Source organism: Staphylococcus sp. HMSC069D12 (genome assembly GCF_001810405.1).
Classification (GTDB): Bacteria; Bacillota; Bacilli; order Staphylococcales; family Staphylococcaceae; genus Staphylococcus; species Staphylococcus haemolyticus.
Genome location: NZ_KV801114.1, coordinates 85,535 through 98,951, shown reverse-complemented (window position 1 = coordinate 98,951; position 13,417 = coordinate 85,535). Strand labels below are relative to the sequence as shown.

Annotated in this window: 13 protein-coding genes; 5 read left to right on the top strand and 8 right to left on the bottom strand. The window is 34.2% G+C overall.

Translation table 11 applies throughout. The features are described 5' to 3' along the window. Positions 1 to 52 precede the first annotated feature (52 nt). Entirely contained in the window at positions 53 to 886 is an 834-nt protein-coding gene (yidC, locus tag HMPREF2737_RS08960; protein WP_037550156.1) for a membrane protein insertase YidC, read from the top strand. 262 nt (positions 887 to 1,148) lie between these two features. Here yidC and HMPREF2737_RS08955 read toward each other — a convergent pair whose 3' ends face one another. From HMPREF2737_RS08955 to HMPREF2737_RS08940, 4 genes are all read right to left on the bottom strand, one after another. Then, on the bottom strand, positions 1,149 to 2,003 hold the full coding sequence (locus tag HMPREF2737_RS08955) for an NAD-dependent epimerase/dehydratase family protein (RefSeq protein WP_037550345.1): 855 nt from the start codon (positions 2,001 to 2,003) through the stop codon (positions 1,149 to 1,151). A gap of 52 nt (positions 2,004 to 2,055) precedes the next feature. Next, entirely contained in the window at positions 2,056 to 2,529 is a 474-nt protein-coding gene (locus HMPREF2737_RS08950) for a DUF1440 domain-containing protein (RefSeq protein ID WP_037550159.1), read from the bottom strand. Positions 2,530 to 2,813: 284 nt separating this feature from the next. Next, complete coding sequence (locus HMPREF2737_RS08945) at positions 2,814 to 3,746, bottom strand: 2-dehydropantoate 2-reductase (protein WP_037550162.1); 933 nt, start codon at positions 3,744 to 3,746, stop codon at positions 2,814 to 2,816. Positions 3,747 to 3,932: 186 nt separating this feature from the next. Continuing rightward, complete coding sequence (locus HMPREF2737_RS08940) at positions 3,933 to 5,327, bottom strand: MFS transporter (protein ID WP_037550165.1); 1,395 nt, start codon at positions 5,325 to 5,327, stop codon at positions 3,933 to 3,935. 433 nt (positions 5,328 to 5,760) lie between these two features. Between HMPREF2737_RS08940 and HMPREF2737_RS08935 the strand changes: the two genes are divergently transcribed. The 4 genes from HMPREF2737_RS08935 (at position 5,761) to lrgB (ending at position 9,710) form a co-directional block, all read left to right on the top strand. Further along, positions 5,761 to 7,515 carry a sensor histidine kinase gene (locus HMPREF2737_RS08935; protein WP_037550169.1) on the top strand — a complete coding sequence of 585 codons (1,755 nt, stop codon included), beginning with the start codon at positions 5,761 to 5,763 and terminating at the stop codon, positions 7,513 to 7,515. Next, complete coding sequence (locus tag HMPREF2737_RS08930) at positions 7,516 to 8,286, top strand: response regulator transcription factor LytR (protein ID WP_037550171.1); 771 nt, start codon at positions 7,516 to 7,518, stop codon at positions 8,284 to 8,286. Between the two features lie 267 nt (positions 8,287 to 8,553). Further along, the gene (gene lrgA, locus HMPREF2737_RS08925; protein ID WP_037550173.1) at positions 8,554 to 9,009 is read left to right on the top strand and encodes an antiholin-like murein hydrolase modulator LrgA; all 456 of its coding nucleotides are present in this window, start codon (positions 8,554 to 8,556) and stop codon (positions 9,007 to 9,009) included. Then, positions 9,009 to 9,710, top strand: a complete 702-nt coding sequence (gene lrgB, locus HMPREF2737_RS08920) for an antiholin-like protein LrgB (protein WP_037550175.1) — start codon at positions 9,009 to 9,011, stop codon at positions 9,708 to 9,710. Before lrgA ends, lrgB begins: the two co-directional genes overlap by 1 nt. Before the next feature lie 59 nt (positions 9,711 to 9,769). Here the strand turns inward: lrgB and HMPREF2737_RS08915 are convergent, their stop codons facing one another. Genes HMPREF2737_RS08915 through HMPREF2737_RS08900 form a run of 4 tightly spaced genes read right to left on the bottom strand, consistent with a single transcriptional unit; the run spans position 9,770 to position 13,370 of the window. After that, a complete protein-coding gene (locus HMPREF2737_RS08915) occupies positions 9,770 to 10,456 on the bottom strand; it encodes an ABC transporter permease (protein WP_037550177.1) in 687 nt (228 codons plus the stop codon). Beyond that, positions 10,456 to 11,403, bottom strand: a complete 948-nt coding sequence (locus HMPREF2737_RS08910) for an osmoprotectant ABC transporter substrate-binding protein (protein ID WP_037550179.1) — start codon at positions 11,401 to 11,403, stop codon at positions 10,456 to 10,458. Before HMPREF2737_RS08910 ends, HMPREF2737_RS08915 begins: the two co-directional genes overlap by 1 nt. A gap of 24 nt (positions 11,404 to 11,427) precedes the next feature. Continuing rightward, a complete protein-coding gene (locus tag HMPREF2737_RS08905; RefSeq protein ID WP_037550181.1) occupies positions 11,428 to 12,063 on the bottom strand; it encodes an ABC transporter permease in 636 nt (211 codons plus the stop codon). Continuing rightward, positions 12,063 to 13,370 carry a betaine/proline/choline family ABC transporter ATP-binding protein gene (locus HMPREF2737_RS08900; RefSeq protein WP_037550184.1) on the bottom strand — a complete coding sequence of 436 codons (1,308 nt, stop codon included), beginning with the start codon at positions 13,368 to 13,370 and terminating at the stop codon, positions 12,063 to 12,065. The genes HMPREF2737_RS08905 and HMPREF2737_RS08900 overlap by 1 nt, the downstream gene beginning before the upstream one ends. Between the last annotated feature and the right edge of the window lie 47 nt (positions 13,371 to 13,417).

The following is a 13,417-nucleotide window of genomic DNA, read 5'->3' as shown; positions in this document are numbered from 1 at the left end:
ACATATTAAAGACTAAGATTATTAAAGACCTCAAGCACATAGGAGATTATAAATGAGAAAAAAATGGTCCTTATTCATAATGAGTGTTGTCATATTATTGGGTGGATGTGACTATTCTCATAAAGAAGATCAACATGGGTTCTTTTATACTATATTTGTTAAGCCAATGGATATGTTACTTCACTTCTTAGGTCGAACATTCCATGAGAATTATGGATTAGCCATTATTGTCATTGTACTTATCATACGTCTTGTACTAATGCCACTAATGTTTATCCAAGTGAAAAACATTCACATTATGAGAGGTAAAACTCAGGTAGTTAAACCGGAAATTGAGAAACTACAAGATAAACTAAAGAATGCTGATACACAAGAAGAACGTACTGCAGCTAATAAATTATTAATGAAAAAGTACAACGACTATGGTATTAATCCATTCAAAAGCCTAGTTGGAACTTTACCAATATTAATCCAAATTCCTATTTTATTAGGTTTATACGCTTGTATTAAATATCCAACGAGTGGTGGTATTATCGAGCACCCTCACTTTTTATGGTTCAATTTAATGCATACGGATTTAATCATGACATTTATAGCAGCTTTACTTTACCTCATTCAACCTATGGTAAATGCAATGCATTATCCAAAAGAAGAACGCCGCACATACTATGTCATGATGGTGTTATCTCCATTATTTATTATTTATGCATCACTGCAATCTGCTTCAGCCTTAAGTTTATACTGGGCGATAAGTGCAACGTTTTTAATTATTCAAATGCATTTTGCACATAGCCATTATGCAAAAGTAGGCAAAGCTGCTGGAGATCAGTTACGTAAACAAATTGAAGAACAGCGTAGAAGTAAGTCTACAAATCACAATGACTAACTCAAAAAAGAGCAAAACATACTAAAAAGAGACTGGGATATTAAGTTCTTGTATAAGAATAAAAAATACTAAGTATTTTGGCGAGACTCTTGAGAAAATAGGACAAGCTGAAGACTACAGGGTGAGGCTAACTCCTAAGAAAGCGAGCCAATAATTCGAAGTATTGTAAATAAAGAAACTAGCAAATGAAGTTTTTAAGACTCATTTACTAGCTATTTCTATAGGAATAATATCCCAGCCTCTTTATTTCATTTCTACAATCTTATTTTAAAGGATGCATACCATCTTTCCATGTATTGTAGATTAGTGTACCACCTTGTTCTTTAAACTTGTCATTGGTGATGCCACGTTCAAATGGTTGTACGGGTTGGATAGTGACTTCAGGATCCGCACTAACTTCTTTTGAATACCATGCTACAAAGTCTGATCCTTTTACTGGCTCATCATCTGCAACATTATAAATACCAGTATCAAAGTTCATCGCTTGAATAGATACTTCAACAGCATCATCTAAATGAATGAATGATGTGACACCATCTGACAATGTTACTTCTCCATCTTTAAATTGATTATAAATCATACCCTCTTTACCATACCAAGTACCTGCTCCATATAACCAACTGAAACGTAACACAACATATTGGTCCATACGAGCGGTTTCTTTTTCAAGTCCAATCACGCCATCTACCGTAATTTTTCTGTCACCATCTGAATGATTATCTAATGGTGTTTCTTCAGTAGCAAGTCCTTCTCCTGGTTCATACATGAAACCAATACTTTGAGCTACTACTTTTTTAACATCATATTTAAGTGCCGCATCAGTTAGGTTTTTACCGCCCTCTATACGCACTTTTGAGTTTGCTACCATATCAACATTTTTTAAATCTGTAATTTGATTAATGATAATTTCAGGACGAAAGTCATCAATTGCTGCATCAATAGTATCCGCTTTTAAGATATCGCCAATATACGCTTTAGCGTTTAGTCCTTCTAATTTCTCTTTACCTCTCTCAGATGTAGTAAATCCGGCAACCTCGTGTCCTTCTTCAATCAAACGTTGTGTTAATCTTGTTCCGATTAATCCTGTTGCGCCTGTAATAAATATTTTAGTCTTTATTGTACTCACCTTTCTATTTCTCTTTTTCTGAAAATGAATATCTCAATCTAACCTACTTACTTGAATCTCTAATCATATCAATAGTATTCATCCAAACAATATGACCGAACAACTCTGAAAATCGTTCTTCATAAGGTAAGTCTTTAACCTGAGGTGTCAAATTCAACTTTGGCAATAAATATTCATGAAATGCAATATGTATAGCAACGCCAAATAATGATCCTTTCAATGCTGTGATTCTTGGGAATTTTTCAGCTAATAAGCCATATGCTAAAGCATTTGCTACAGAGAAGCCATAATGAATACCCATAACCGTTATTGGAATATCATTACCATTATAGTGATAGGTTGCTTTTTTGATCGAATCTGGTAAACCCACCTGATTCAATAATGTCATTGGAGGGGTTTCTTTCTCACGGTCAGGTGTTCTAGGCGGAACGATAGCTTCCCAACCAATCTTAACTGCACCACTTAGCAATCCACCTACAATACTCGTAATGATGACACGTTTCGTTGAACGATTCATTCTAATAACAGCTCCTTCAAATTCACTTAACTTTCTTCTACCCTTTTATGAAAAATTTAAAATCATTCATATTAAATTAAGGATTTAGCGTATCAATTTTAGTCACAAAGATATAATTATTCGACTCAAAATGGAGTGAGATGTTGAATTCAATTTGAATTCAACATCTCACTCCAAGCCTTATATATTAAATTGGTTTCATATTTGAATCTTAAGTCACAACTAACATACTTTGTATTAGCATATTAGATGAAAACATGTCCTTCACACCTTCTAAGTGGACATTATTTTGCATGTCGTTGTTGTTCTTTCGCATGTACCAGATTCGCTACAAATTGGTTAACTGGAGCATCTATATGATGTTCTTTACCTAATTGAGCAACTGCTCCATTAATATAATCAATTTCTGTAAGTCGATTATTGTTAATCAAATCTTGATACATTGATGGATAATGTGGGCCTACCTTTTCATTTAAATCGATGAGATAATTGTAAACTTCATCTCCATTTAAATGTACGCCATCTACCGTTGCTACTTGTACAATTTCCTGTGTAATCTTGTAAATAAGCTGTTTCGCATAATCACTCTCATTCAAATTTGATAAACGACATTCTAAAATCGTACAAAGTGCATTAGCAGTACCATTCACACAAATTTTCTTCCAAATTGATTGTTGCAACTGCTCACTTTTATATGGATTAAGACCAGATTGATCTAACAGTTCATACACGACATCAACATTAGCTTGACCTTCAGGTACAAGTGCACCAATTTCAACCGGACCTGCACCCATTAAATGCGTATGTCCAGGAGATTCTAATCCTGCAGTCCATGTAGTAACACCGCGCACAATTCGTGATTCATCAACATAATGTTGAATTAAACGCTCGTGTTTCAAACCATTCATAGTACAAACCATAATTGTATTGTCATGAATGTGTGCTTTAATATGTTCCAGCATATCTTGTAACTGCATCGCTTTAGTAAATAAAAAGATAACATCAAATTGAGCATCTTGAGGAATATCGTTATGTTGATACATCGTCATGGTAAGATGATGATTTTCACCATTGATGTCTATATGTAAACCTTCTTGTTTAACTGCTTTCGCTTGTGGCTCCCATCCATCAATTAACGTTACATCATAACCTTGACGGTATAACATCGCACCAAATCCGCTTCCTAACGCGCCAGAACCTGCAATTGCTATTTTCATAAATCACGACCCCTTTTTTCTAATGATGTTTTTAAAATACTACTTTAAATTTGTAGAGTCAATATTGTAAACGGAATATTCACAATTTTAAGATAATTAAATATAAATTGTTCTTTAATTTATTAAAAAAGATATCGAACTCTTATTGAATTCGATATCTCTATCTTTTAAAAACTAATATTTATATTAATCTGTTCTTAATTTCTTAGGAACTAAAATCAAGATAACTATAAATGCGGTTAAAGCAATTCCGGCATTGAATAATACACCAGCAGCGCCACCTAGTTGTAAATTCATTAATGATGCGCCAAAACCATAAATGGTACTAGACATCGCAACACCAAAGGCATTACCTAAAGATGATGCCATTTTATACAATCCAGATGCTACCCCTACTTTGTCGTCAGGCGCTTCCGCAACCGCTGTATCAGTAGAAGGTGTGGCATATGTACCTAAACCAATACCAAATAATAAGTAACCTATAATACTTGAAATAATATAAGCAACATTTGGTAAAAATGTTAAAGATAATAGTAATAATCCTAAGAATGCAAATCCACTACCTATTAGTAATGGCTTTTTAGCACCAAGTTTTTGTAACAATTTTTCACCAACACGAATCATGACTAGCACAGCTACAAGGTACGTAATTGAAATTAAACCTGCTTGTAGTGAACTAAAGCCTAATTGACTTTGATAATACGTATTAACAACAATAAGTGTACCACCGGCAACACCATTTAACATAAAGTTTGATAATGTCGCACCGCTGTAACCCTTATTTTTGAAAATATGAAAATCAACTAACGGGTTCTCTACTTTTAATTCTCTAATAATAAACAGGATACCCGCAACTAAGAATACAGCACCAAGTGATAAAATCATTGGTGAGAACAGTCCACGATCTGCAGCTTGCGTAACCATCACGTTAACACTCAATAGTGTAATAACTAATAGTATTAAACCAGTAATGTCAAATTTAGTTTTAGTTTCATTCGCATTCGGTTCAACTTTAGTCTCGGGTGTATGTTTAATTAAGAAAAAGGCTAAAATTGAAAGTGCAATTGAAACAATAAAAATCCACTGCCATCCGATCGTTGAGGCCATGAAACCACCAAATAATGAACAAATACCACTACCGCCCCAAGAACCTATAGACCAGTAACTGACAGCGCGTTGCCTTTCTTTTCCTATGTAATATTCATTTATTATTGCAAGTGTAGACGGCATAATTAAAGCACCAGATAAACCTTGTAACGCACGACCTACTAATAACAACCATGCGACAGGTGCGATGATTAAACATAATGATCCAATAATATTTAATGCTAAGCCGATATATGTCATTTTTACTCGGCCTAATTTGTCTGCAATATCTCCTGCCCCTACAATAAATAGTCCAGAGAACAATGCAGTTAAACTAATGGCAATATTAATCGTACCCATGTCTGTGTTAAATGAAGACTGTAACGTTGGAACAACGTTCACTAATGATTGTGCAAATAACCAGAACGTAAGTACCCCGATTATAATACCAATTAGTAATTTATTATCTCCCCTAAATTGTTTTGAAGACTCCATCTCGAAAAATTCCTCCTAAATTACCCTAAAACTAATCTACTCAAGTTGATATACGTCATAATGAAGCAACCATAATAAGTGTCATACCTTTTATGTCTATGACTTTAATCAATTAGTCCCTTATTTCTATAATTTATTAACATGTGCATCATGACTTACATTATTTGACGTTTGCTTATGTTTGATACGACACTCACTTAGAAATTCGTTTACATTGAAAACCTTATCATAATTAAGAAGAAATGACTTAATAATATACTCTAACTTTTTCAATAAATATTTTTAACAACATACTCAAAAGTGCAATAAATCAATAATTAGATACCTACAAATTATAAGTTTTAATTTTAAACTATTAAGTTAAAATTATCCATATTATAATTAAAGAAAGGATAATTATTTTAACTGAAACTACATTGAATAGGTGCTTACTATGTTTAATTTATTTATATTATTGCTTGAACGTGTAGGGTTAATCATTATTATCGCCTATATGTTAATGAATATTAATCACTTTAAAACGATGATGGGTGAACGCGAAAAATTGCGTTCTCAATGGCAATTAACAATTTTGTTCGCTCTATTTGCTATAACTTCAAATTTCACTGGAATTGAAATTGAAAATGGACATATTGTAACTAGTAACATTTATTACCACCTTAATGACGATGCATCTATGGCAAATACACGTGTATTAACAATAGGGATGTCTGGTTTAATTGGCGGACCTTTCGTCGCAATTATAGTAGGCATTGTATCAGGGTTGTCACGCCTTTATATTGGCGGTGCAAATGCATACACCTATCTCATTTCATCTATTTTCATCGCACTCATATCAGGGTTTTATGGTTATCGTACAATGCGTCTCTATACTTACCCAACCGTTTTAATGGGTGCCATTATTGGTGCACTTAATGAAGCAATTCAAATGGCATGCATTCTCTTCTTTGCCAACGATACAGCGTCTGCATGGTCGCTTGTTCAATTCATCGCTTTACCTATGATTTTAATCAATAGTATTGGGACAGCTATCTTCTTATCTATAATACTTTCAACATTAAAACAAGAAGAGCAAACCCGTGCTATTCAAACGCATGATGTTTTCGAAATAGCGAATAAAACGTTGCCGTATCTTAGGTCTGGTTTAACTGAACAGTCTGCACGTTCCGTTGCTGAAATCATTCTGAAATTGATGAACGTATCGGCAGTTGCTATCACAAACAGAACAGATATTTTAACGCATGTAGGTGCTGCAAGTGACCATCATGTTGCAAAAAAAGCGATCATTACTGATTTATCAAAAGATGTTATAAAAACTGGTCAATTAAAAGAGGCACACTCTAAAGAAGAAATCGGATGCAACAATCCAAATTGTACTTTAACATCTGCAATCGTCATTCCTTTAATGATTAATCAAGAAGTAGCCGGCACATTAAAATTTTATTTTACAAATGAATATGATAATACGACATCAACGAAACAACTCGCACGTGGCTTAGCAGATATCTTCTCAAGTCAATTAGAATTGGGTCAGGCCGAAATGCAAAGTAAACTTTTAAAAGATGCTGAAATCAAATCATTACAAGCACAAGTTAATCCGCACTTCTTCTTTAATGCGATTAATACCATTTCAGCCCTCGTACGTATTGATAGTGAAAAGGCAAGAAAGTTATTATTGCAGTTAAGCCAATTCTTTAGATCAAATCTGCAAGGTGCTCGAAATAACACCATTACTTTGGAGAAAGAGTTGCAACAAGTTGAGGCCTACTTAGCATTAGAACAAGCACGCTTCCCTGATCGATTCACAATTGAATATCATATTGATTCATCTTGTAAACATGTGCTCATCCCACCTTTCGTCATTCAAATCCTAGTTGAGAATGCTATTAAACACGCCTTTAAACATCGCCGTAAAGATAATATTATTGATGTGACTGCACATCATGACAACGAAGAATTAACACTAACCGTTCGTGATAATGGAAGTGGAATTGATGATGATAAGTTACCATTGATTGGACAAATGAGTGTTGATTCAGAGACAGGAACTGGTAGTGCCTTAGAAAATTTAAACAGACGGTTAATAGGACTTTACGGCACTAAGGCCGCTTTACATTTTGAATCAACAGAAATAGGAACGACGGTAAGTTGTCATATACCATCATATACAATAAAGGAGGATATTTAGGTGAAGACGTTAATCGTTGATGATGAACCATTAGCTCGAAATGAGCTTCATTACTTATTAAATGAGATCTCAGGATTTAACGTAATTGATGAGGCCGAAAACATTGAAGAAACGTTAGAAAGACTTTTATCAGAAACATATGATTTAGTCTTTTTAGATATCAATCTTATGGATGAAAGTGGTATAGATTTAGCACAAAAGATAAAGAAAATGAAACAGCCACCACATATTATTTTTGCCACTGCACACGATACATTTGCAGTTAAAGCCTTTGAACTTGATGCAATTGATTATATACTCAAGCCTTTTGAACTTGAGCGTATAGAGCAAGCAGTAAATAAAGTTAAGCATCAACTATCTAATAGTAATGAGATAGATCATGCACCAAGTGAATCATCTACTCAATCAATGCAACGAGATGAACGTCATGATAACGGAGACCAAACCGTACTGCCAATTGAAATGAATGAACGTATCTATGTAATCCAAAAAGACGACATCACGGCAGTTTCAGTCAACAATGGGATAACAACGATAAATACTATCAACCGCACTTACCAAACAAATGAACCACTTAACTATTATGAAAAGAAATTATCGAATAACACATTTATTAAAATCCATCGTGCGACTATTATTAATAAAACGCATATCGATAGCGTTGAACATTGGTTCAATTATACTTATCAAGTAACCATGACTTCTGGAGACAAATTTCAAGTCAGTCGTTCATTTATGAAAGCATTTAAACATGAAATTGGCCTTGCATAAACGAACGAATAATTAACTTATATATAATTTCATTAATGAGTATTTAGCCACTTGCTAATAACATTTTTCGTTATGCAAGTTTAGGTTAAATACTTTTTATTTATAGAAAAACGCCGTACCATTTGCTATTATTTTGTCTATTTGATTTTCAACTTGAATATATTGTAACTCACGTCCTAATTTTTGTAAGTCACAGACAAAACTCACAATAGTAAGCGTTTCCATAATATTCTATTTGTAAGGGAAAGAGAAAGGGAGCGTTAAAATATGGCAAATAAACAATCACAAAGTAATGCTCATAAAGGAAATCATAAGTTAGCAAAAACGTATAATTTCTTTCAGCAAGCATTAACGATTGCTATCGTACTATTTATATCTAAAATTATTGAAAGTTTCATACCATTTCCTATGCCAGCGTCAGTAATAGGACTCGTATTACTATTCATCCTATTATGTACTGGTGTTGTCAAATTGGGTCAAGTTGAAGGTGTCGGCACAGCATTAACGAATAATATTAGTTTCTTATTCGTACCGGCCGGAATTTCGGTTATCAATTCTTTACCAATATTAAGCCAACACCCAATTTTAATATTGTTATTAATTATTATTTCAACGTTATTACTACTTATCTGTGTAGGATTTGTCTCACAATTGTTCGTAACAAAAACATTATTCCCATCTAAAGAACAAAATGAACAAACTAAACTTGGGGAGGGTAACTAATGGTAGATCATTTAGGAATTACAACACCGTATTTTGGTATATTAGTCTCATTAATACCATTTGTCATTGCACAATATTTCTATAAAAAAACGAACGGTTTCTTCTTACTAGCACCACTTTTTGTAGCAATGATTGCGGGGATCGTATTTTTAAAAGTAACAGGTATTAGTTATGAAAATTACAAAATAGGTGGAGACATTATTAACTTCTTCTTAGAGCCAGCAACAATTAGTTTCGCCATCCCTTTATATAAAAAACGTGATGTACTCAAAAAATATTGGCTACAAATTTTTGGTGGTATCGCAATTGGAACGTTAATCGCACTTATCTTAATTTACTTAGTAGCTATTGTATTCCAATTAGGCAATCAAATTGGTGCTTCAATGCTACCACAAGCTGCTACAACTGCGATCGCCCTTCCAGTATCACAAGGTATTGGCGGCGTTAAAGAGTTAACGTCATTAGCCGTTATTCTAAATGCCGTTGTTATTTCTGCATTAGGCACTAAAATTGTTAAGTGGTTTAAAATTTCAAATCCAATTGCTCGTGGTTTAGCACTTGGTACGAGTGGACATACACTTGGCGTAGCTTCAGCCAAAGAACTTGGTGAAACTGAAGAGTCAATGGGTAGTATCGCCGTTGTTATCGTTGGCGTAATTATCGTTGCCATTGTTCCACCATTAGCTTCAATTTTATTCTAAACATTTTAAAAAGAACCTGAACACAATGTTGTGTTCAGGTTCTTTTCGGTTTGCAACCATTAATTGATGCTTTGAACTTTATTGTCTCGCTTCTTACTATTACTTGTTGGATCAAGTTTCTTTTCTAAGAAGCGTAATCCTAAATCTATAATAATCGCAATTAACGCAATAGGAATGGCACCAGCAAGTATATAAACCGTACCATCAGTAGAGTTTGTACCACGTATAATAATATCCCCTAGTGTTGAAGCTCCAATAAATGAGCCAATTGCCACGATACCAATCGCTACAACTAGAGCAATACGGATACCACCAATAATCACTGATAATGACAATGGCAATTCAATCATACGCATGACTTGATTCTTAGTCATTCCCATCCCCTTGCCTGCATCTTTAATATTGTAGTCTACTTCGGTAATGCCAGTGTACGTATTCTTAATAATTGGAAGTAACGCATATAAGAATACTGCAAACACTACAGTATTAGGACCTAACCCAAGTGCTAGCATAAGTATTGCTAACATTGCGATTGCTGGAACTGTCTGGATAATATTCGCGATAGTAATAATAGGCCATGATAACTTCGTATATCTTGAAATTAATATCCCTATCGGAATGCCAATAATACAAGCGAATAACACACCATAAATAGACATTAATAAATGTTTGAAAAAGAGTTCCATCAGATAGCCAAAGTTCAAGGTATAGTATTCATAAAGTGAGCTTAACAAGTTACCTTTCATTATTTTTGACCACCTTTCTTACTGTCATCTTCAAAATAATTATGTTTCTTCAAATATTCTTCTGCAATAACGGCAGGTTCTTTACCTTTTCCATCCGCTTCATAGTTTAATTTCTGCATTTCTTTAGTACTAATTTGTCCCTGTAATTTTTTCAGTGCTTTATCAATTTCAGGGTGATCTTTGATTAATTTTTCAGTGGCTAATGGACTTCCATCATATGGTGGGAAGAATTTACGATCATCTTTTAAGATTTTCAAATCGTAAGCAGCGATACGTCCATCTGTTGAATAACCAACAGCAACATCTAATTTTTTATTTTTCAAAGCATCGTACACCAAACCAATTTGCATTGGGCGTGCACTCGCAAATTTAAACCCATAGTCTTTTTGGAAAGCTGGATATCCATCACCAGCACGGTTCATCCATTGTGTATCCATACCTAAACGTAATTCATCTTTATATCTTTTTAAGTCTGAAACTTTTTCTAAATGATATTTCTCAGCTATTTCTTTAGTAACCATGAATGCATACGTATTTTCAAACCCAAATGAGTCATAATATTTCTGATTATATTTTTCTTTAAATAATCTTTGTGACTCTGACATTGCTTTTTTAGTATCTTTTGTTGGTGGGGCATCAAGTACACTCGTCAATTCTGTTCCAGTATATCTTACTGCTGACATATTCACATCTCCACGTTGTAATGCATTATGTTGAATAATACTGGAACCTAAATTACCAACAATAGTAGGTTTAATTTTGCCATTTGTATAATGTTCTATCATTAATTTTTCAATATTTGCCATAATTTTTGTTTCACTAGTTTCTGTGGCAGTAATTTTCACACTATCTTTACCGTCACCATCGCCTAAACCTGGTAAACTACATCCAGATAATACGATGAGAGACATAGCAAGAAGTATGAAAGTAAGTTTTAACTTTTTCATAATTTTAAAATCCTCCCGTTGTATTTATCTAGATACTTTAAGCCCTTTAGGCACGGCCCACTTTTCAATAAAAGAAAGTATGAAATCGACAAGTAAAGCTAGACACGTTACAAGAATTGCAGCACTAATAATCATTGGTGGCTGATATAAATTTAATCCGTTAAAGACTAAATCACCGAGTCCACCAGCGCCAACGTAACTAGCTAATGTAGCCCAGCTGATTACGTATACACTTGATAAACGTATACCACTAATTATAAGTGGTAAGGCTAATGGCAATTCGACATCTTTCATTAACTGCATCTTTGTCATACCCATACTTGTTCCAGCTTGGATGATATTCTTATCAATATTTTGTACTCCTAGAACTGTGTTGTTTAAAATTGGTAACAATACATAAATGAACAATGCGACAATCGCTGGCGTCTTACCTACACCAAAGATTGGAATCATAATGGCTAATACTGCTAACGTCGGAATCGTTTGAAGCACACCCGCTATCGTTAACACTACATTTGCAGTACGTTTCGTCTTAGATAATAAAATGCCTAACGGAACCGCAACTACAATCGCAATTAATAACGCGATAATTGATATGTAAAAGTGTTCTATCGTTTTCGATACAAGTTGGCTTCCATATTCTTGGAAAAATTGGCGCATTAACGATCAACTCCCGAATGATCAGAATTCTTCACATCATGCGTATCTAATCTATCTGTAACATCTTTTTGCTTTGTTATAGCGTCATTTGGACGGTCTTCGGCATGTTCATTTTTTTCGATGTTACCTAACTCATTTTCACATTCGACATCATTCATGTACGAATCAGACAATGTCATCTCATCATCTTCTTCACCCCAAATAGAGTCATAGACAATGTCGACAAGATTAGCACGTGTAATTAGACCTATAAGCGCGTTGTCATTATCAACGACTGGTACGTTTCTAACATTTCTCTTTAATATCGTACGTACGGAGTCTTGTAATTTAGAATCAATATGGACTTTGTAAACATCTCGTTGCATTGTATCGATTAATTCCTTACGTTGACGTAACCCTTGGTTAATATCTTCAATATCTAGGAATCCAAGTAAATGATGATGATTGTTAACAACAAATATTGTGTCGACACGTCTTTGTCGCATAACGTTGACTGCGTCATTGAGTGTGTCGTTGGCATTTACCGTAACAGGCTTAATCATCGCATCTTCAACCGTTCTCATATTCGGACGATCTTGAATCAATCTATTTTGTCCAATAAATTCTCTAACGAAATCATTGGCAGGATTTCTAAGAATATTATCCGGTGTATCGTATTGAACAACTTTCCCTTTAGACATGATACAAATTCGGTCTGCGAGCTTTATGGCTTCGTCCATATCATGTGTCACGAAAATAAATGTTTTTCCTAATTTCTTTTGAAGATCTTTAACTAAATCCTGTAAAGTGTCTCTCGTAATTGGATCCAATGCACCAAAAGGTTCATCCATTAAGATGATATCTTGCTCTGCAGCTAATGCACGCACAACACCAATACGTTGTTGTTGACCACCTGATAATTCTGATGGATAACGATCTAAATAGTCTTCAGGTAAGTCTACTAACTTGATTAATTCTTTTGCTTTAGCATCCTTCTTCTCTTTAGACCATTTAAGCAACTTTGGTACCAAGACAATATTTTCTCTAATGGTCATATGAGGCATCAATCCAATTTGTTGAATAACATAGCCAATACTTCTACGTAATTCAACTGGATTCATATTTCGAACATTCTTCCCATTCATTTCAATTGTGCCGTCAGTGGCTTCAATCATTCGGTTAATCATTCGTAAAGCTGTCGTTTTACCGCTACCGCTTGTCCCAATAAAGGCAATAAATTCACCAGATTCAATATCTAATGAAATGTTATCTACTGCTTTTTTATTGCCAGAGTATATTTTTGTTAAGTTTTTAATACTTAGCGTCATTAGATTGCTCCTTCCTATTGTTGCCAGATAAAAAAGCTCATAAAACA